Source organism: Mucilaginibacter sp. A3364 (genome assembly GCF_059690715.1).
Map to the genome: position 1 here is coordinate 730,545 of NZ_JCAWED010000002.1, position 20,627 is coordinate 751,171.

The 20,627-nt window shown below is 44.1% G+C and carries 22 protein-coding genes; 6 read left to right on the forward strand and 16 right to left on the reverse strand.

Features of this window, described 5'->3' with window-relative positions; all coding sequences use genetic code 11:
• Positions 1-157: 157 nt before the first annotated feature.
• Positions 158-733, forward strand: coding sequence for a peptide deformylase (gene def / locus AC59JT_RS15495; RefSeq protein WP_497400539.1), 576 nt, complete (start codon positions 158-160; stop codon positions 731-733).
• Here the strand turns inward: def and AC59JT_RS15500 are convergent.
• From AC59JT_RS15500 to AC59JT_RS15535, 8 genes are all read right to left on the reverse strand, one after another.
• Positions 730-1,362 (reverse strand): hypothetical protein, encoded by a 633-nt coding sequence (locus AC59JT_RS15500; protein ID WP_497400541.1) that lies wholly within the window; start codon positions 1,360-1,362, stop codon positions 730-732. The two genes, def and AC59JT_RS15500, sit on opposite strands and share 4 nt — an antisense overlap.
• A gap of 112 nt (positions 1,363-1,474) precedes the next feature.
• Positions 1,475-1,753 carry a NifU family protein gene (locus AC59JT_RS15505; RefSeq protein ID WP_497400543.1) on the reverse strand — a complete coding sequence of 93 codons (279 nt, stop codon included), beginning with the start codon at positions 1,751-1,753 and terminating at the stop codon, positions 1,475-1,477.
• Positions 1,754-1,782: 29 nt separating this feature from the next.
• On the reverse strand, positions 1,783-2,874 hold the full coding sequence (locus AC59JT_RS15510; protein WP_497400546.1) for an Mrp/NBP35 family ATP-binding protein: 1,092 nt from the start codon (positions 2,872-2,874) through the stop codon (positions 1,783-1,785).
• A gap of 356 nt (positions 2,875-3,230) precedes the next feature.
• Positions 3,231-4,313 carry an HpaII family restriction endonuclease gene (locus AC59JT_RS15515; RefSeq protein WP_497400548.1) on the reverse strand — a complete coding sequence of 361 codons (1,083 nt, stop codon included), beginning with the start codon at positions 4,311-4,313 and terminating at the stop codon, positions 3,231-3,233.
• 3 nt (positions 4,314-4,316) lie between these two features.
• A complete protein-coding gene (locus tag AC59JT_RS15520) occupies positions 4,317-5,525 on the reverse strand; it encodes a DNA cytosine methyltransferase (RefSeq protein ID WP_497400550.1) in 1,209 nt (402 codons plus the stop codon).
• Complete coding sequence (locus AC59JT_RS15525; RefSeq protein ID WP_497400552.1) at positions 5,522-5,752, reverse strand: helix-turn-helix domain-containing protein; 231 nt, start codon at positions 5,750-5,752, stop codon at positions 5,522-5,524. Before AC59JT_RS15525 ends, AC59JT_RS15520 begins: the two co-directional genes overlap by 4 nt.
• Before the next feature lie 30 nt (positions 5,753-5,782).
• Positions 5,783-6,220: a very short patch repair endonuclease gene (locus AC59JT_RS15530; protein WP_497400553.1), complete on the reverse strand. Its 438-nt coding sequence runs from the start codon at positions 6,218-6,220 to the stop codon at positions 5,783-5,785.
• Positions 6,221-6,262: 42 nt separating this feature from the next.
• Positions 6,263-7,114: an HNH endonuclease gene (locus AC59JT_RS15535; protein WP_497400555.1), complete on the reverse strand. Its 852-nt coding sequence runs from the start codon at positions 7,112-7,114 to the stop codon at positions 6,263-6,265.
• 251 nt (positions 7,115-7,365) lie between these two features.
• On the opposite strand from AC59JT_RS15535, the gene AC59JT_RS15540 reads away from it, so the two are divergent.
• From AC59JT_RS15540 to AC59JT_RS15550, 3 genes are all read left to right on the forward strand, one after another.
• Positions 7,366-9,585, forward strand: coding sequence for a biosynthetic peptidoglycan transglycosylase (locus AC59JT_RS15540; protein ID WP_497401668.1), 2,220 nt, complete (start codon positions 7,366-7,368; stop codon positions 9,583-9,585).
• A gap of 69 nt (positions 9,586-9,654) precedes the next feature.
• Entirely contained in the window at positions 9,655-10,284 is a 630-nt protein-coding gene (locus AC59JT_RS15545; RefSeq protein ID WP_497400557.1) for an NAD(P)H-dependent oxidoreductase, read from the forward strand.
• Between the two features lie 118 nt (positions 10,285-10,402).
• Positions 10,403-10,768 (forward strand): response regulator, encoded by a 366-nt coding sequence (locus AC59JT_RS15550; RefSeq protein WP_497400559.1) that lies wholly within the window; start codon positions 10,403-10,405, stop codon positions 10,766-10,768.
• On the opposite strand, the gene AC59JT_RS15555 is transcribed toward AC59JT_RS15550, so the two are convergent.
• From AC59JT_RS15555 to AC59JT_RS15580, 6 genes are all read right to left on the reverse strand, one after another.
• The gene (locus tag AC59JT_RS15555; protein ID WP_497400561.1) at positions 10,765-11,424 is read right to left on the reverse strand and encodes a YceH family protein; all 660 of its coding nucleotides are present in this window, start codon (positions 11,422-11,424) and stop codon (positions 10,765-10,767) included. The genes AC59JT_RS15550 and AC59JT_RS15555 overlap by 4 nt on opposite strands.
• 254 nt (positions 11,425-11,678) lie before the next feature.
• Positions 11,679-12,443, reverse strand: a complete 765-nt coding sequence (locus tag AC59JT_RS15560; RefSeq protein ID WP_497400563.1) for an SDR family NAD(P)-dependent oxidoreductase — start codon at positions 12,441-12,443, stop codon at positions 11,679-11,681.
• Between the two features lie 109 nt (positions 12,444-12,552).
• Entirely contained in the window at positions 12,553-13,455 is a 903-nt protein-coding gene (locus AC59JT_RS15565; RefSeq protein ID WP_497400565.1) for a helix-turn-helix domain-containing protein, read from the reverse strand.
• A 42-nt stretch (positions 13,456-13,497) separates the two neighbouring features.
• Positions 13,498-13,920, reverse strand: coding sequence for a hypothetical protein (locus AC59JT_RS15570; RefSeq protein ID WP_497400567.1), 423 nt, complete (start codon positions 13,918-13,920; stop codon positions 13,498-13,500).
• Positions 13,921-13,988: 68 nt separating this feature from the next.
• Positions 13,989-14,273, reverse strand: a complete 285-nt coding sequence (locus AC59JT_RS15575) for a hypothetical protein (protein WP_497400569.1) — start codon at positions 14,271-14,273, stop codon at positions 13,989-13,991.
• 73 nt (positions 14,274-14,346) lie between these two features.
• Positions 14,347-15,906, reverse strand: a complete 1,560-nt coding sequence (locus tag AC59JT_RS15580) for a TlpA family protein disulfide reductase (protein WP_497400571.1) — start codon at positions 15,904-15,906, stop codon at positions 14,347-14,349.
• Between the two features lie 141 nt (positions 15,907-16,047).
• Here AC59JT_RS15580 and AC59JT_RS15585 point away from each other — a divergent pair, with 141 nt between their 5' ends.
• Positions 16,048-16,869, forward strand: a complete 822-nt coding sequence (locus tag AC59JT_RS15585; RefSeq protein ID WP_497400573.1) for an MBL fold metallo-hydrolase — start codon at positions 16,048-16,050, stop codon at positions 16,867-16,869.
• A gap of 109 nt (positions 16,870-16,978) precedes the next feature.
• The gene (locus AC59JT_RS15590) at positions 16,979-19,186 is read left to right on the forward strand and encodes a tetratricopeptide repeat-containing hybrid sensor histidine kinase/response regulator (RefSeq protein ID WP_497400575.1); all 2,208 of its coding nucleotides are present in this window, start codon (positions 16,979-16,981) and stop codon (positions 19,184-19,186) included.
• A gap of 334 nt (positions 19,187-19,520) precedes the next feature.
• On the opposite strand, the gene AC59JT_RS15595 is transcribed toward AC59JT_RS15590, so the two are convergent.
• Together AC59JT_RS15595 and AC59JT_RS15600 are read right to left on the reverse strand one after the other, a co-directional pair.
• Positions 19,521-20,099: a DUF4142 domain-containing protein gene (locus tag AC59JT_RS15595; RefSeq protein WP_497400577.1), complete on the reverse strand. Its 579-nt coding sequence runs from the start codon at positions 20,097-20,099 to the stop codon at positions 19,521-19,523.
• Positions 20,100-20,230: 131 nt separating this feature from the next.
• Entirely contained in the window at positions 20,231-20,410 is a 180-nt protein-coding gene (locus AC59JT_RS15600; RefSeq protein ID WP_497400579.1) for a hypothetical protein, read from the reverse strand.
• Between the last annotated feature and the right edge of the window lie 217 nt (positions 20,411-20,627).

The following is a 20,627-nucleotide window of genomic DNA, read 5'->3' on the forward strand; positions in this document are numbered from 1 at the left end:
GGTGTTCGTTCGCAACCCAACCGCGACACTTGCGACAACCGAACACTTTCAAAGCGACAATGACAGCGAAGCGAAATGACCAATGACAACGCAGTGAAATGACGTTCGTACAACACGCAAAGTTTTAAACCCGCACTAAAATCCCTACTTTTGTATCATGAAGTACCCAATAGTAGCCTATGGCGACCCTGTTTTACGCAAAAAAGCAACCGCTATCGACCCTGCCGAATATCCGCATATTAAAGAATTAGTGGCCGACATGTTCGAAACCATGTACAATGCCCGTGGCGTTGGTTTGGCTGCGCCGCAAGTTGGTATGTCTATGCGTTTGTTTGTGGTTGATGCTTCGGTATTTGATGATGAAGAGCCTGAATTGGAAGGCTTCAAAAAAGCATTCATCAACGCTACTATACTGGAAGAAACCGGCGAAGAGTGGAGCTTTAATGAAGGCTGCCTCAGCATACCTGATATCCGCGAAGATGTATCGCGCAAGCCCGTTGTAAAACTATCTTACTACGACGAGGATTGGAAACATCACGAAGAAACCTTTAAAGGTATGGCTGCCCGCGTTATCCAACACGAGTACGACCATATTGAAGGCAAACTTTTCACCGACAAACTAAGCCCCCTACGCCGCAGACTACTGGAAAAGAAACTGGGTGACATATCGCGCGGAATGGTGCGTGGTGTGGAATATAAAATGAAATTCCCGGCGGTTAAAAAAGGCCGTTAATTATCGCTTTTACGGGTTTTATCACCCGCTGTAATATCGCTTATCAGCTTACCCCAGGCAAACGGGTTAAGCAATGGGTTGGTAATGGAATGCGAGTTTACCGTAGCATCATGCTGTGCCTGTGCATTGTAAACCGGGCTGCCATTGCGCGGCATGGTACGCGCCAGTATGCGTAGCTGCACAGCATCCAGATTCTTCATAGCAATAGCCAAATCATCATCGGCCACTTTCATGGTCAACAACTGGTGTTTAAACTCGTCAATAGTAGCCCAGGGCCACAGGCGCACCACCGGCAGGTTAATGATCTGCGATTTCATCCGCACCTTAACCACCAAACTTTTGTTTTTAACATTGGCCGGGATGATCACGGTTTCGGCATTATAGCCTACGCTGGTAAATTTAATGGTATCCTGCTCGTGCGCTACAAAGCTAAAATAGCCTGCATAATTAGCCTGGGCCAGCACCTTGCCGGTATTGGCATTACTAATGTTTACATATTGTACTATGCTCTCGGTGCTATCGGCATTGTAAACAACGCCGGTAAACTGCACCAGGGGGCGCTCATCGGCCGTTTGCGCAAAGGCACTGCCGGTGAAAAGTAAAAACAATATGGCTAAAAGGTATTTCATGTATGCCGTAAAGCTGTTGTGTTTTGTTAAACGTACGAAATGCTGTTTTAGTTTAAAAAACAAAAATACAGCAAAGCAGCCAAGGTTGGCAGCATTTAACAATACTTAACAATTACTGTAGGTTTTGTGGCAATACCGCGTTAGGGTCGTCAATATCCGTAAGGTTAAGTGCTTCAACACCGGTAACCTCGGGCACGGCTTTCATAATAGCGCCTTCAATACCAGCCTTAAGCGTCATGATGCTCATCGGGCATGATCCGCATGCACCTAACAGCTTCAGTTTCACTATACCTTCCGGGGTTATTTCCTCAACCGATACGTTGCCGCCATCTGTTTCCAAATATGGGCGTATAGTATCCAGTGCTGCTTCCACCCGCTCTAATAAACTCATTGCTAAAAATTTATAATTAAGTAAAGTTATTAATTATTTATCACATTAACATCACCACCTGCCAAAGCATTAGCTACCGATACCTGCTGCGCCACTCGGTTAGCCATCTCGGTAAAGGCGCTTACCATCAGCGGGTGCTCATCCGCCAGTACAATAGGCTTGCCGGCATCGCCGCTATCGCTAATACCTTTAATGAGCGGTATCTCGCCCAGGAAAGGAACCTCCAGTCGCTCGGCCAGCTGTTTGCCACCACCCTGGCCAAATATGTAATACTTGTTCTCCGGCAGTTCCAACGGGGTAAAATAGCTCATGTTCTCTACAATACCCAACAGCGGCACATTAATACTTTCCATCAGGAACATACCGATGCCCTTCTTCACGTCGGCCATGGCTACTGCCTGCGGGGTGGTTACAATAACCGCGCCCGTAACCGGGAAAGTTTGGGTAATGGTAATATGTATATCGCCGGTACCGGGTGGCAGGTCAACCACCAGGTAATCCAGTTCGCCCCAATCGGCATCGTTGAATAGTTGCTTAACGGCGGTAGATACCATTGGTCCGCGCCATGGCACGGGTTGGTTCGGGTCTGTAAAGAACCCTATCGAAAGCAGCTTAATGCCATACTTCTCAATAGGCTCAATGCGCGTTTTGCCGTTAACCTGGCTGGCCTGCGGCTTGGCACCTTCCAGGCCGAACATAATAGGCACACTCGGACCATAAATATCGGCATCCAGCAAACCCACCTGGGCACCGCTTTGCGCCAGTCCGAGGGCCAGGTTGGCAGCCACGGTACTTTTGCCCACGCCACCTTTGCCCGATGCCACCGCAATAATATTTTTAACCCCCGGCACACCGGTGTTACGCTGCGTGGTAACGCGGCTGGTCATGTTAATGGTAACCTCCACCTCCTTGCTAATGAAATGGCCAATGGCATTACGACAGGCATTTTCAATAAGCGCCTTAAGGGGGCAGGCCGGAGTGGTTAACACTACCGAAAAGCTTAAACGGTTGCCATCTATCTCAATATCCTGAATCATGTTTAGGGTAACCAGGTCCTTTTTCAGGTCGGGTTCCTCAACATTGCCCAGGGCTTGTAAAACTTGTTCGCGGGTAATAATCATGTACACGTGTATGTACCGGCAAAATTACTAAAAGATGAGGGGTTTAGTGTCATGGTAATGATAAAATGAGGGAGAGCACCGTTTAGGCCCCGGGCGACAGGGCGCAGTGTAGCGGCGTATGCGTAGCACGCTACAGTGCTACACCTGGTGTAGCGCGCTACACTATTGATTTACAGGTGCTTGATTTTTTTGGTGGCGCTGTTTTGTCAGTAGGAGGTGCTACACTTGGTTTTGGTGTTTTTTTTGAAAAGCAGGGGCAGTGGTGCTTGGGTTGCGGTAGCCCCGCTATACGCTTATACGGCTGCAGGCCTTAGGCGCGATGGCCGGTATCGCTGCTATCGGGTTTAGGGGGGAGGCTATAAAAATCTAATTTGTAGGTTGAGCTTTATAAATTGCTCATTATTTTGCGTGTAAATTGTACCGAAGCCATGTCTGGTTGAACTCGGTGTCTCCATTTTTGTGTTTTGCAGCAAATAATCTTCAAATAAATTTCTATTGATAATGTGGTATGCTATCACATCTCCGTCTTGCTTAACTACTAAATAGCCTTCTGTGCCATCATAAACACCACTCCATATAGTGCCTGGCATCATTCCCAAAGCCACCTCTGACAAAAAGCGTTTTAGCTTATGTTCATAAAACTGATGATTTAAAGACTGGTCATAATTTAAGGGATTTGTAAAGGTTAAGTGGTTAGAAATATTAGCTAGTGATACGATTTCATCCTTAAAGAAACCGATCAACGCGTTCGCTAATATTTCAGGTAATAAAGAATCTATTAAAACTAAATTATTCTTAAAAGTTTGATTATCAAATTTTGCGAGCGTCAAACTACTGCCATTATTGTATATCGCTTGTATTCTATCTCGTATCTTACGACTTGTATTTATGCTATTAATCTGACTTAAAATTGATGGCGGCAGTAATGGTCCTGTAAGTTTAAATATAAAATTAGTCGCAGAACTCGCGTTTAATAATGTCGATGCGCCGCCAAGTTGTGACTTTATACTGAATCCAAGTATCGGTTGAAGGTTTGTCCTAGAATCGTGGATATTAATTATTATATCCGCTTTTGTACTAGAATTTGCTTTAAGGGTGTAACAGCCCAATTGTGTAAGAAAGGCTTCTGTAGAAAGGATGGAAAAGGACGGGCCAGAAGAGCTTTTAATAGCATTTAGTAAGTTTGTCGCTTGTATTGCGAATTGTGAAACAGGTATTGTAATCGGAGGATTTACGCCGTCCGTGATTACAATATTGGAGTTTATTACAGAAAACTTTTTCTTCAAAGATAGCTCTTCACGAAGCACGGAAATCACGGGATAAAAAAAACCTTGAATTTTATTCAGGTTTGCATCTCCTGGATACAATTCACCGTCGGCAAGCACTTTGAAAAAAGCATATATTTCGCTCCACTCTCCTTTATTACCTATTAGCGTCATTTACTACAAGTTTAGTTTTTTAATAATTTCGCTCCCCATCGCCTGTATGGCTGGGACGGCTACAGAGTTCCCAAACTGCTTGTATGCCGATGCATCCGCCACGACTATTTTAAACTCTTCAGGAAATCCTTGTAATCTAGCCCATTCTCTAGGCGTCATTTTTCGAATCCCCTCTCTATTTACTTCCCCCTTTATTTTTGTTACTGGGGTAAAGTCCACGATGCTGTGATCGTAAACTAAATTCCTCTCCCTTCCCATTCCTCCAACAACTATTGCGTTCGCCGTTCCATCATCCGGGATTATTTCGTAGCCGAAACCATTGCCTTTACTTTCGTGGCGAGCTTTATGCTCCTTCAACGTTTTCAAATACTGCGTTGACAAGTAGTACTTCGCTGAAATCGGGCCTTGCTCTTTGATATCTTCTAGGACTTTCTTTTCTTCTGATGCCTTTGGGTAATTAAAGTCGGTTATTCCTAAGTCTCTTCTAAACCCAGCTATGAATATTCTTTCTCTATTCTGCGGAACTCCAAAATCTTTTGCATTGACAACCTTGGGGTTAGGAACAAAGTATCCTAAATCATTCCTTAATACATGTAAAATCGTTTGCAAGGTTTTTCCTTTATCGTGACTAACCAATCCTTTTACATTTTCTAAGAAAATTGCTTTTGGTTGTTTTCTACGTATAATCTCGGCGACATCATAAAACAATGTACCTCGTGTATCTTCGAATCCACCGCGTTTACCGGCTATTGAAAATGCTTGGCATGGAAACCCTGCACATAACACGTCGAAGTTATCAGGAACATATTGCTTGGTTTCCTCTTTAGTGATGTCTCCAAATGGCTTTTCGCCGAAATTAGCTTGGTAGGTTATCTGGGCAGACTTATCCCATTCTGAAGTATACACACATTTACCTCCTAAATTTTGCATAGCAATACGAAAGCCACCGATGCCGGCAAATAGATCTATAAAAGTAAATTTTGCCTTTTCTTTTGTCGCATGGAAAGGAATACTTACCTCTTGAAAAAGGTCCTGTTGAAAAGCATTATATAATGCTTGAGGTTCATTGAATCCGCTAGGGCTAGATTCTGCGATTTTGTACGCTCTATCTTTATATACCGGGTCGTTTGTTCCGACATAATGAGTTAACACAGCCGAATCTAACTCGTCGTTAATTAAGTTTTTTTTGCTAGTATACGGTTTGGCTCTCATTTTGTAGCCCCCCCAAAAACTTCGCTATCAAAAAACTCTCTTAACGTAGCGTCAAGTGCGCAAATTATTTTTTCAAGATTGATAACAGAAACATTTCTTTTTCCGTTTTCAACTTCATTAATGTAGGTCTTATCTATCTCAGCTTTAAATGCTAAGGCTTCCTGAGTAAGTTTTGAATTTGTTCGGTATTCCTTTATTCGCAGGCCGATTTTTTTGCGGATGTCCATCCTGCAAGCTATCGCCTATTCGACTATAAGTCAATCGGATATAAGTGAACTTTTTGTTTTTTTTAAATCGTCTAATAATCCCGACAGGGTAACTTCAAGATCTTTCTTTGATAAGGCACATTGCCAGATTGTTATAACGTTCCACCCTTTAGATTCTAAAAGAGCAATGGCTTTTTCATCGTTGAAAACATTTTTATCAATCTTCGTCTTCCACCATTCTGCTCGTGTGGTAGGCAATGCCGCTTTCCTACAATTCTGGTGCCCATGCCAAAAGCAACCATTTATGAATATCGCAGTTTTATATTTTGCCAAAACCAAATCTGGCTTACCCGGCAAGTTCTTGGGGTGTAATCTGTACCGGAACCCTTGCCTGTGAAGAAATTTACGAATTAGGAGCTCAGGCTTAGTATTTTTACTTTTCACCTGGGACATGTTGTAACTTCGGACTTCCCTCGAGTGTATATCCATTACTTTAAAACAGACAAACTTATTAACTGTTTGCCTTTCGAGTTATACTATTGGGATGCAATTATAAAACTGTGCTATATTATCAACTGTATGATTTTGAAGTTGCGGTCGACAGGCATGGAGCTTTTTTACCATACTATATTTATGCTCACTTTTGGCATGGTGAATTGCTCGATGGCATGTAGGGCACAATGCTATAATATTATCCAGATTATCTAATTGGGTTACAAATTGCGGTTGAAAGCTCATCGGTATAAGATGATGAGCCTCCACAAACGGTTGGTTAGTTACTGCCGACACAAATGTTTGATGGTCTTTATCGATTTCACAACGCCAAGAGGCTTCTTTAAACCTGACAATTGCAAGAGCTGGATCTCTAATATAGATAACCCTCTCGCCTAAAGTAGCTGTGCTTATTTTACCCTTCGGATCGACTTCTTTTCCGGCATTCTTATTAAATTTTTGTTCGATTTCCTGTTGGTAGTCGGCATCCAACTTGTCTGCTTGATCTAAATTAGTCCAGTCATTCTCATTCATAGCGCCGATCCTTAACACATCCTGGTTGTCAATATATAAAAACCATATCATTCCCCCGTGTGGTTTAAAAGAAACGTTCAAATACAGTCGTAGCTCGTTTTTTCCAGGTTTGGGAAATACAATATTTAGATTAATTAATCTACCATCTCCATGAAGGATAAATGGTTTAGAGGATTTTATTTTGTTGCTGCCGACGTTACCACTATTTATATTATCATATCCAAAATACTCTAATACAACATTAGCTTCGTAATCGTCCAATGTTATTTGCGAATCGTAAAACTCTCTATCCGTTACTTTTGAATACGTTCCCCTTTTTGCGTTAAACACCCGATTATGAAAACTTGTAAACTCCATTGCGACATACAGTGAATGTGATCTACTAATCTAACCACTTAATTCTAAATTCAACCAACCTGTTATGAAACGAAATCTCCATCCTATAATCTCCTTCTGCGCCCCCAATCCCTTCGCTAAACATTTTCCGCCTCGCCACGTTTGTATGAGCGGGGATTTAGTTTAGATTTGAAGCGGGAAGCTTTTTGCTAACACTAAACCCGAAGCTTGCTGCGTTTATAGTACAGAAACATATACCTTATATAGCATTGATGCGTCGCCTTGATCCTAAGTACAAAAAATATTTACGTATTGCCGGTATTGTTGCGGGCGTTTTGCTGGTTTTGGCGCTTATTGGGGGCTTTGTGGCCTATGGCAAGCGCGAGGCTATTTTGCAAAGCGTACTGGCCAAAGCCAAGGCCAAGGCCCGGCGAGATTATAACCTCGACCTTAAAATTGCTTCGGCACAGTTTACCGGTCTGGCTACCGTTTCGCTTAACAATATTACCATAGTGCCCGAGGGGCGCGACAGCCTGCTGCGTATTAACCATTTTGAGGTGAGCGTAAAGCTGCTGCCGCTTATTTTTGGCAACGTAAAACTGGCCCAGGTTAACCTTAACGATGGCTTTTTGAGCCTGACGGACAGGAAGGGCATCCGCAACTTCGACTTTTTATTTAGGAAGAAGAAAGACAGCACCGCCACCAAAACCAAGGCCGATTTAAGTGTGCTGGCCAATAACCTGATACGCGAGGTGTTGTACAAAATTCCGGATGATTTGAACATGCAGAATTTTACGGCGTCGTTTGTTAAGGATAGCACCACGCTGAAGCTGTACACCAAAAGCGCCATTATTGATGATGGCGACCTGCAATCAACCATCGTACTGAACGATACCGCCGCTACCTGGCATTTTGCCGGCACCATGCACCCCAGCGATAAGGAGATTGACGTAAAATGGTATGCCGACGGCCAAAAGGTGGAGATACCTTACATTGAGGCCAAATACAAGCTGAAGGTTAATTTTGATAACCTGAACATTAAGCTTACCGATGTTAAACACAAGGAGGGCGAGACCACCATTTTTAGCAGCCTGGGTGCCAAAAACCTGCTGATAAACCATGCCGGTATTTCGGCGCGCGATGTGGTGATACCTGATGGGGCAATTGATGCCAACGTGGTGGTGGGCAGTAATTACTTGTCGCTGGATAGTTCGTCGGTTATTCATTTGAAGAAGATTACGGCCAACCCTTATATAAAATATGTGTTGAACCCTAAGAAGCGCTACGAGCTGAAGCTGAGCATGGATACGCAGGAAGCGCAGGATGTGTTTGATTCGTTTCCGGAAGGGACGTTTGAGTCGCTGGAGGGAATGAAGGTTGCCGGTAAGCTGAGTTACCATTTAAACTTCGCGATGGACCACGATAACCCTAACGACCTGGTTTTTGATTCGCGCATGGATAAAAGCGAGGATTTTAAGATACTGCAATACGGCAAGGTTGACCTAAGTAAAATAAACAAGCCGTTTGAGTATACGGCTTATGAGAATGGCAAGCCGCTGCGCACGTTTATGGTTGGTCCGCAAAACCCTAATTACACCCCGCTGGGCGAGATCTCTACCTTTTTGCGCGATGCCGTAATGACGGCCGAGGACCCTACTTTTTACAAGCATCACGGCTTTATGGAGGAGTCTATCCGTAAATCGATAGTGACCGACATTAAAGAGCGCCGTTTTGCGCGGGGCGGAAGTACCATGAGCATGCAACTGGTGAAGAACGTGTTTTTGAGCCGAGAGAAAACCGCCGCCCGTAAGTTTGAAGAAATGCTGCTGGTATGGCTGATTGAGAACAACGGCGTGGTGAACAAAAACCGCATGATGGAGGTGTACTTTAACGTGATTGAATGGGGACGCGGTATTTATGGTATTAAGGAGGCTTCGCGCTATTATTTTGGCAAAGAGCCTATTGAGCTTAACCTGGGCGAGAGTATTTACCTGGCCAGCATTGTGCCTAAGCCTAAATGGGGATTGTACTACTTTATGCCCGATGGTTCGTTAAGGCCGGGGTTGGTGCATTATTTTAATTCGTTAGGTAGGCTGATGGCCGGCGAATACCGCATTAAGCGGGATACCTCAACAAGCTACGGCTTTTATGATGTTTACCTGCGTGAGGGTTTGAGGCAGCAGGTGGCACCGGTGGATTCGGCTACGGCTGAGCGGATGATCAATGGTAGTCCGGATGATGAGATACCGCTTGACCTGAATTTACCGGATGAGCCGGAGGAGAAGAAACCAAACTTCTTTCAGCGTTTATTTGGTAAAAAGGATACGGTAGCGCAGCGGATTGAAAACCAGTTGAAAGCAGAGGAAGAAGCCCGGATAAAAAACATTGACACCGCAGGCAAAACCAAAAAACAGATCCGCCAGGAAAAACGCGCCATCAAAAAACAGGAAGACGAGCGTAAAAAACAATTGAAGGAAAAGGGCTTCCTATAATTTACTTATATGTGACAACATCTATTGTTTTAACATTTAATTTTGTGCTGAAATTAAATTTGAAACAACATGTCACTCTTAGATAAATTAAACTGGCGCTACGCCACCAAAAAATTCGACCCAACTAAAAAGCTTTCTGATGATCAGTTAGAGGAGCTTTTAGCACATATACAATTGGCGCCATCATCGGCTGGCTTACAAGCCTACCGTGTATTGGTGGTTAGCGACGAGGCTGTTAAAGCCAAATTGCGCGAGGCGGCCCGCGGCCAGGCGCAATTAACCGATGCATCGCACGTGTTGGTATTCGCCGCCGAAACCAACCTTAACAGCGATTACATAGCCAAATACATTACCCGCATTGCCGAAACCCGTGCTATTCCACGTGAAACATTAGCCGGTTTTGAAACCAGCATTGGTGCCTTTATCGGCAGCCAATCGCACGAGCAAAAAATTACAGCTAACCATAAACAGGCTTACATAGGCTTAGGCGTACTGGCTTCGGCGGCTGCCGAGCTAGGTATTGATGCCTGCCCGATGGAAGGTTTCGACGCGGCACAATTTGATGAAATTTTAGGGTTGAAAGAGCGTGGTTTAACAACATCTGTTATAGCACCCATAGGTTTTAGGTTAGATACAGATCCGCTGGCAAGCGCAAAAAAAGTGCGTAAACCAAAAGAAGAGTTATTTATACATATATAAAGATTTAGTGTGGTTTAGTTTGAGGGCGAGGCGTTATAATGGCGTGTCGCCCTTTTTATTTTAAGCTATTTTTAGAATGCGGCACAGCCTTTGCATTATATACCCAAATGTTAAGGCCATGAGTAAGAGGATATTAATTGTTGACGATAATGAGTTCATGGTAGAGGTGATGACCTATATATTAAACACCAGGGGTTATGAGGTAATTTCCCTGTATAATGGCACCCAGGTGTTGAATACCATCAAAGCCGATCATCCCGATCTGGTAATATTAGATATGATGTTGCCCGATATTGATGGGCGTGATATATGTAAGCTGTTAAAGCTAAACACTTCTACCAAAAATTTGCCTGTAATTATGTGTTCGGGCGATGACCGCGTGGAGGATGTGCTTACCCAAAAAGGTGCGCCTGACGCGGTATTGCACAAGCCCTTTGATATAAATGCCCTGGTTGACGAGGTAGAGCACCAGTTGGCGGCTTAACTCAACTGCTTCATCAAATCATCGAAGGCTGATTTCAATTCGGCTAGTTCGGTTTCCAGTTTAGTTACACGTTCTTCCAGGGCGCTGTTGCCGCGGCCTGTTGACGGGGTTGCTTCGTAATCATCATCGTCGTCGTTAACTTCGGGCGTGCCGGCCAGCAGGTGGGCATAGCGGGCTTCTTTCTGGCCCGGGCGTTTGGGTAGCTGCACTACGTATGGCATATCGCCGCCGGCTAGCTTTTCAAGTACTTCCTGCACTTCTTCAATGCTTTCAAACTCCCATAGCCTGCCCGAGTTTGTATTTAACTCGCCCGGTGTTAGCGGACCACGCAATATCAGCAAAGCCAAAATAGCCAGCTCTGATGGTATAACCGGAAACACAATAGCAAAGTTATGCTTGTATTTAGTAGCCCTGCTTGAACCACCGGTAGCAGTCGAGATCAGCCCCCTGCGCTTCAGGTCATTCAGCGTATGTACCACCGTTTCCTCATCATAGTTAACCACCGGCTTGCGCGATGTTTTTTGGTTGCAGGCGGCGGTAAGGCCGTTAACGGTCATGGGGTAATAGTCGGGTGTGGTTTTGCTTTTTTCTATTAAAGCGCCAAGCACACGCAGCTCTTCGGCAGTTAGGATGGGTAGGGTTTGCGGGGTGTCCATGGGGTAAATATATAAAAATTAGTCATTTCACTTCGTGGTCATTGGTCATTCGCTGCGCTGTCATTGGTCATCTGAGATAGTGTTCGGATGTCGCAAAAAGTTAGCGAACGAACATCCATAAAAACAAAAATGTCATTTCGACGAGGAACGAGGAGAAATCTTATATGCTTTGATACTTGTCGCTCGTATAAGATTTCTCCCGTTGGTCGAAATGACAAACTAGTAAAAGGGAATTATAGGGGTATTAAAAGCTATTACACATTCATCCCACCAGATACCTCAATGCGTTGCGCGTTAACCCAACGGCCTTCTTCGCTGCATAAAAAGGCAACTACGCCGCCAATATCATCAGGTAAACCAGCCCTGCCAAGTGCTGTGGCACTCGCTACCATTTTGTTCATGTTTTCATCGTCGCGCACGTGGCCCCCACCAAAATCGGTTTCAATAGCGCCTGGGGCTACCGTGTTAGCAGCAATGCCGCGTGCACCAAGCTCTTTGGCCAGGTAGCGGGTAAGTACTTCTATACCACCTTTCATGCTGGCATATGCCGATGAGCCCGGGTAGCTAAAGCGCGCCAGGCCGCTGCTGATGTTGATGATACGGCCGCCATCGTTAATAACCGGTAAGGCTTTCTGCGTTAAAAAGTACACGCCTTTAAAATGGATGTTAAACAGGTTATCAAACTCTTCTTCGCTAGTATCGGCGAAGGCTTTGTAGAGGCCGGTACCGGCGTTGTTAACCAGGAAATCGAAGCGATCGGTATTGAATTTGGTTTTAAGCACTTCTGCCAGTTCTTTATAGAAACTATCGAAGCTTTTAATGTCGCCGGCGTTTAATTGCAGAGCGGCGGCTGTTTGACCTAAAGCCTCTACCTCGGCGACTACGGCGTCGGCATCTGCTTTTTTGCTGTTGTAGGTTATAATTACACTGATGCCCTTTTTGGCCAGGTGCTGTGCCATGTTTTTGCCCAGGCCGCGGCTGCCGCCGGTTATTAGGGCTATTTTGCTGTTGTGTGCCATTGTGTTTTTCTGTCTTTTAATTTGATAACACAAAGGTATTGCCACAAAAGGCGCTGGCGTTTGCAAATAGCAATCCACTATTTGCAAAAATCAAATATGCATGACTTTGCTAGGCGCGAAACGCCAGCGGCGCGTAGGTAGTTTGCTTGCGGAAGAAGTTAGAGAAGTGCGCCACTTCCTCAAAACCCAGACAATACGCAATTTCAGATACGTTCCAATCGGTTTGTTTGAGCAGGATCTTGGCCTCCTGCACTATGCGGCTGCTGATAATAGCCGTAGTGGTTTTACCGGTATTCTCCTTCAACACTTTATTCAGGTGGTTTACGTGGACCGAAAGCCTGTCGGCAAAATCTTTAGCGGTGCGCAGATCAAGCTTTTGGTTAGGCGATTCGATAGGAAACTGCCGCTCCAGCAACTCAATAAATAGTGATGATACCCTGGCAGAGGCCGTGTGCGACGGGTACAGTGAAGTAGCCGGCTGCAGTTTCTGCCCGTAATGTATCAGCTCCAAAACATAGTTGCGCAGCAGATCGTATTTAAAGGCATAGTCGGACGATAGCTCTTTACTCATTTTCCTGAATATCGCCATCACTTCTTCCGTTTCCTCATCATTCACCTGGAAAACAGGTAAGCCGCCCGGCTGAAATATCGGCAGGTCATCCAGCACCACACCGCTTTTATGCTGTATCAAAAACTCATCGGTAAATATACAGAAGTAGCCGTCCAGCTCCTCATCCTGCGGCAGCCAGTGGTAAGGTATTTTGGGTGTAGCGAATAATAGGGCATGCTCTTCCACATCGATCACCTTATCAGAATACTCGGCGCGGCTACGACCGTTTATCATGCTTATTTTATAGTAAGCCCGGCGGTTATAAGGCATCACGCCCTTCTTCGCCCCAGCGGCCACATCTTTTATCCTGAACACATTAAAGTGGCCAATTTCTTTATTTATCCCTTCGGGGATAATGCCGCTGGTTTCTTTATAAAACTCTTCAAGGGTCGTTACGTCCATGCTGCTATTGATTTGCAAAAATCAAATATACGCATGTTTGATCTAAATCTGCCGCTTCTCTGTTTTGCGCAAGGCCGACCACATACCGGCTATCATGATCAACACCATAAAAACATCAAATACGATAACAAGTAGCTTTGGCGATTTATAGTCAGCTAATACAACATCGTCCGGGTAGCCCCGCCCATAAAAAACTCTGATGTGGTTTAGGTCAGCCTTTTTTAACTGCTCTCCGTAGCTAACGTGTAATCGAACCGAGCTGGTAACGGGGGCGCTGATTAACCCGTTATAATATTTTACGCTAACAAATATCTCCCCATCATTTCGCACAATGTTTACAATTTTACCGTCCGCTTCGCGCCGCGTGATAAAATAGTTTAGGTCCCTGTATAACATCCATAACGAAGCGATAAAGATTATCAGCGAAGCAACAAAAATCAAAACTCTGCTAAAGACACTTTTCATAAGCACCAATATAAAAAAAAGCTGATGTTGGTATTGACTCTCTGCAAAAACGCCAATCTCCGGCCCTTTTACCCGTTCTTTTTAAATTGCGATTCATATAACCCTATCCAATGCTTTTTAAATCCCCCAAAGGTTTTAAACCGCAGATCAGGATTAACATTGAACCAATCGTCATCACCTACCAATGAAAAGCCAATAATCCCATCTTCTAATTGTATCACATAAAAATCATCGCCCAGCCATATATCTATCATAGCTGCTCCGGAATCAAAATCCATTAACTCATGCTTAACCCGCATGTCCGTCAACATATTAAGTATTTCTTGTTTAACCGCTATATCATAATGTGCCATTGAGCCCGATTTAAAAATAAACAGACCGGGCAATCCATTTTACCCGGCCTGTTTTATACTATACTATTAAATGTTAAAAACCCGCCGCCGCTTCCAGCTGCTTGATCAACACATTCCTATCCATCGGGTAACCGGCTTTTGACAACTCAAACGTACCATCTTTTTTAATGATAAAATATGTTGGGTAACCTTCGCCCTTCACTTTGGTCATGATGTCTTTATTCAGTTCGTCGCTGGCCAATATATGGGTGCCCTCCATGCTGAAATAAGCGATGAGCTTTTTCCACTTTTCCTGGCTTTTTGAGTCGTAGTTGGCTATGTACAGGTAATTCACGTCTTTACCCTTAAAATGCTCCTTTATTTTGGCCGAGTTCTTTTCAATTTCTTCGCGGCATGGGCCGCACCAGGTGCCCCACATATCAACCAATACGGTTTTGCCTTTGCTTAGCGCAAGCACTTCCTCAAGCGTTTTAAGCTTTACGCCATTGTTTTCAACAAAAACCATTTTATCGGTTAGCGGCAGGGTTTCTCTTTTTACTACAGCATCAACAAATGGTTGATAAGTGGCCAGGTAAGTACTTTTAGGGTATTGCTTTTTAAACCGGGCAAATATTTGCGGTATGCTGGTTGGGTTCCTTTCCCCCTCCGCCCCGTTAAATAGCATGGTATATAAATATTCGGCCGTTTTACCGGTAAAATAGCGGTTTATAATGCGTTCCACAAACTCGTTTTGCGGGTCAGTGCCAAATAGCTTTGCACCGGAATCTTTATCGGTATTATACCATTGCTTAAAAAAAGCATCCGGTTCTTCACGCGCCATGCTCCACTGGCGCTCTTTTTCGCGCAGCAAAAAAATGCTTAAAAGCGTTTTATAAGTAGGCGATACCAATGCATCGTCATTATTCAGCGCACTTAAACCTTTAGCCACCGGCTTGCCTTCCCGCGTAGCGGTAAATAAACTATCCTGCACTTTAAGCCAGGTTGGCATTACTCTTTTTAAAACATCGTCCTTTAGCTCGTATTTATGGTTACCTAAAAACGAGGTATAAGCCTCGGCAGCAAAGTACGTATTGTTGTATTTATAGATCTTGACAAACTCGTCAGAAGGAAAATACCTGGCTATATATTCGTTAAGCAAGTTTTCGTTAAAACGTTGGCGTTTAATTATCTCTGCCAAAAAATTACCGGGCAAAGTATCATCCTTAAACCGCCGTGTATCCGGCGTTCCCACCAATTTATCCAGCATGGGCTGATTATTGCCGGCGCCTTTGCCGGTAATTGCAAGGGCATTACCCACTTTGCTAAAATCAGCCTTAAAGGTCATATCATCGCCCGGCGAAACAAACAAAACATAGTGAAGCGTTTTGCCTTTGCTCACACCATCGCTTAAATATAAATCTACGCGTTTAGCCTCATTGCCGTTTATTACAAGGGTGCTTACCCTGTTTTCGGTTTTGGGGTCCACATCATATTTAACATTTATACGTTTATAACCATCGGGTAGCTGCTGTACGCGATACGCGTAGCTATCAGCCATACTATTAGCAACATTAACGTTTATTTTGGCTGTTTGTGCCGATGCTGTTAAGATGCACATTAACAGGCCTACACAGGAAAATGCAAAGGTTTTCATAAAGCAGTGATATTAAGGTTAATTGGTAGTACTAATATAACTAATTATGATCGTAAATAGTATTTCAGCCATTTTCCTTATAACTAAAATACTTTCCACATCGTTGTAAATTGTGGCAAAAACCGGTTACTTTGTAAACACATGTCGCTATATATTACATCATTAAATTCCGGAAGCAACGGCAACTGCTATTACGTAGGTAATGAGCACGATGCAGTATTGGTTGATGTAGGCATATCATGCAAAGAAACCGAAGCACGCATGGCCCGCCTGGGCCTGAGCATGCGTAAGGTGCGCGCCATCTTTGTTTCGCATGAACATAGCGATCATATCCGCGGTATCACCGTGCTGGCTAAAAAATACCAGTTGCCGGTTTATATAACGCCGCTTACTATGCAATATGGTGGTTTAATGCTGATACCCGAACTGGTAAAAACCTTTGCGGCAGATGTACCCGTTCAAATAGGTGAGCTTGTTATCACACCGTTCAGCAAATTGCATGATGCCGCGCATCCGCATAGCTTTACCGTGGCCTGCGGCGATGTGCGGGTGGGTGTATTTACCGACTTGGGGGCTGTTTGCGAGAATCTGGTCAACCACTTCCAACAATGCCACGCGGCCTTTTTAGAGGCTAACTATGATGAGGTAATGTTGGAAACGGGGCGCTATCCGTACCACTTAAAACGCCGCATCCGTGGCGGGCACGGGCACTTATCCAACAAACAGGCCCTGGCGCTTTTTATGGATTATAAGCCGGCCTACATGTCGCACCTGTTTTTATCGCACCTATCAAAAGATAATAATGACCCTGACCTGGCGCGTAACTTGTTTCAAACCCATGCCGGGAATACGCAAATTATCATCGCTTCGCGCTACCAGGAAACGCCGGTGTATTACATTAGCAATCAGCCAGATATAAGCCCGGAGCCTGTAACAAAAGGCTTGCAAACCAGCTTATTTTAATTTATCTTTCCAAAACATTTTTTTCATTTCTAGTTAAGGAATTTTAGGGCCCGCTTTTTTTATTTATTATTGCCGGTAACCCGCTTATCACTTTGTTCGTATCGTCGTTATGTCAACCATTGCGCAGCAGCACCATAACCATATCATATCGCTTTTAGACGAAGCGTATGCTTGCCGTACCAACAATTTAAAACGAAGCACCGAACTGGCTCAACAAGCCCTAAACATTAGTATCGAAAACAATCTGGTCGACCTGCAGGCACGCAGCCTTAGTCAGTTGGGTTTGTTTTACATGATACAGGGCGAACACGAAAAAGCCATCAATATCTCCGAACAGGCCATTGAATACTTTACGCAGCTGAAAGATGAGTTGGGCATTGCCGGCGCCAAATACAATATAGCCGGGGTTTATTATAAAACGGATAACTATCACCTGGGCCTCATCAACCTTATTGATTGTATCACCATCTATCGCAAGCATAACGATTACCATAACCTGGCCCGGGCGCATAAATCATTAGGTACCGTTTATGATTATTTTGGCGATGAGCGCAACGCCATTAAAACCTACGAGGATGCTATAGCGGCCGCCAAAATGGTGGGCGATCTCAACCAAAAATCAAACGCGTATAACCCGCTATCAAGCATTTATTTAAAGCAAGGGCAAATTGAAAAGGCCACGCAGATGATAGAACGCTCCATCGCCCTGAAAAACCAAACAGGCGATATACGCGGACTGGCATTTTCGTTATACGGTCGTGGTAAAGTTTACCTGGCCACCAAACGTTATACCGAAGCCGAAGCTGACTTTCTAACCTCGGTAAACATTCACCTTGAAATGGGCGAGAAGCTGGGCCTGGGCATGGTTTATCATCGTTTGGCGATGTTATACGTAGAAACCAACCAGTATGAAAAAGCGCTGGAGTTTTTACAAAAAGGCATTGCGCAAAGCGACAGTTACCAGTTGGTGATGGTTAGGTTTAAATGCTATTACCAGTACTACAAACTGTACAAGCAACAAAATAAACCGGTTGAGGCTTTACAATACCTGGAGCTCTATCTGAAAGAAAAAGATACCGTAATAAACACGCAAACCCTCAAGGTTATTGAAAACTACGAGCTGCTTAGCCGTATGGACACCGTTCGCAAAGAGGCGCAAATGCAATTGGAACGTGCCGAGATGATCGAGAAAAAAAACCTGGCCGAACAGGCTGCCCGCGTAAAGCAGGATTTCCTGTCGACCATGAGCCATGAGATACGTACGCCGCTTAATGCTGTTATTACCATTGCCTCTTTACTGGCGGATAAAGCTGCCAAAGAAGAGCAGGAGCTGATAAGCGCCCTGCGTTTTGCGTCAAACAATTTGCTGTTGCTGATAAACGATATTTTAGATTTTACCAAGCTGGAAGTTGGCAAAGCCGAACTGGAAATACACCCCACCCGCTTTATACAACTGCTGGAGAATATCAGGAACACCTACATTAACCTGGCCAACGAAAAAGGCCTTGAACTTAACTTAACAATTGGCGATGGCGTGGCCGACTCCTACCTGATGGACGAAACCAAAATATCGCAGATACTGGGCAACCTGGTTACCAACGCCATTAAGTTTACACAGCAAGGTAGCGTTAGCATAATTATTGAAAAAACAGCTACGCAAGTACAAAACGATACTTTAAAGCTCTCTATCAAAGATACCGGACAGGGCATAAGTGCCGATCACCTGGAAACTATATTTGATAGCTTTAGCCAGCCCAAATCCATTACCACCAAAAAACAAAGCGGATCGGGCCTGGGTTTGGCCATTGTTAAAAAACTGGTGGAGCTGCATAACAGCAGCGTTATGGTAAGCAGCGCAGAGGGTGCGGGCTCAACTTTCTCCTTCGAGATTACGGCTGCACGATCAAGCCAGCCAACCGAGATCAAATCAAAATTCTCTACCCTGCTTAGCGGCAAACGCGTGCTTATTGCCGAAGACAACCTGATAAACGCCATGGTGCTTACCAAACTGCTGCGCAACTGGAACATGACCGCCGATCATGCCAAAAACGGGCTAGAGGCCCTGGAGAAAGCAAACCGCGAAGCTTTTGATTTTATTTTGATGGACATACACATGCCCGAAATGGATGGCTTTGAAGCTACCAAACAAATAACCGGCAAGCCCAACCTGAATACAGACACCCCCGTATTTGCCCTTACAGCCGATATAACCGCCGAGTACCAGGACGAATATCGCCCCTATTTTACCGGCTTCTTACGCAAACCCATAGAGGTTGATAAACTACACGACTCGCTGGTAGCCAATCTGAAAGCTTAAAACCTATTATATTTTAATTAAAACGGTTGATTTTTTGACCAAAACTCAATAAAACCAGCAAATTTATGTGCATTTTTAATTTATTTAGGAAAGTTTAGGGCACAAAAAAAGGAGAAGTTACTACGCTTCTCCCTTCCATTAACTGATCTTATTATTCTCATAAAGAACAAATTGGTTTAGTCCGATAGTAATAAGTATTACAAATGTATAAAATTCCTATATACTTAGTAGGTATATTTTTTTATTTTTTTGTGAAAAAATGTCCAAAACCAACAAAAAAGGAGCAAAATCGATTGTTTTTGCTCCTTTTTTAACATTTTTTCTTTACGGTTTATTATTTCATACCGTCGTGAATGGCTTTAATATGGCCCTGGTGACCTTTAATTGTAGGCAAAGTTTTGTCAACAAATGCTTTCAGGTCAGCGTCTTTCAGGTTCTTGCTGGCGTCTTCAAACATAGTCACGGTTTTATCATGGCCATCAACCATCGCCTTAACATATGCCTTATCAAACTCCGATCCTGATTTAGCCGACAGGTCTGCCAGTTCTTTTTTAGAGGCATCATTTAATGAATCGGGCAGGGTTATGTTTTTGGTTTTGGCCAGGGCCATCAGTTCGGCATTTGCTTTTGAATGGTCGTTAACCATCATGGTAGCAAATTCCTTTACTTTAGCGTTGCTGGCTTTTTGTTCGGCCAGTTTGCTGGCTTCTACTTCCGTCATACCGCCATTAGCCGCGTCAACGGCAAATTTGGCATCATCGGCCACTACGGCAATACCGGTTTCGCCCGTTGTGGTGGTGTCTTTTACCGCGTTAACACTATCAGCAGTCTCGGTGCTGTCTTTTCCTCCGCCGCAAGCCTGTAACATAAATACGGCTGCCGCGATCATCATCATTGAACTTAACTTTTTCATAGGTCTTGTTGTTTTATTGTACGGATATAAACAGACCCATTCCAAATATGTTTTGACGATATTTATTTAATTATTAAGCACAGCAAGCCCATCGCATTACACCATACGTTAAAACATCGTGTTAAATGCAATTAATAGTAAAGCCCGGGCTCGTGGTTTACGCCTATTGATCTTCGGTTCGTTCGGCCGTAACTGTGGTCGCATGGTTTGTAATTCAGCGTTTTCCTGGCGGGAATAGCTTGCGGGCATGGAGCCTCTGCTTTAACCTCGGCGGCTTTCTCGCCTTGGTTCATGGTGATTGATTTTTTCATGATAACCCCCTTTTTTGAGTAAAAGACGTATGGCATCAACTGTAATACAATTTACGAACTAATTAATTTATAATCAATAGGGTTAAGGCAGAAATATTTTGCAGCAAAAAGCCCCGTGGATGGCTTCCGGTTAGGAAGCCCCTACGGGGCTCTTGTGATTGTTTATGCTAAGACTATAAACAGGTGCTCCTAACGGAGCCTGGGTAGTTTGTAGCTG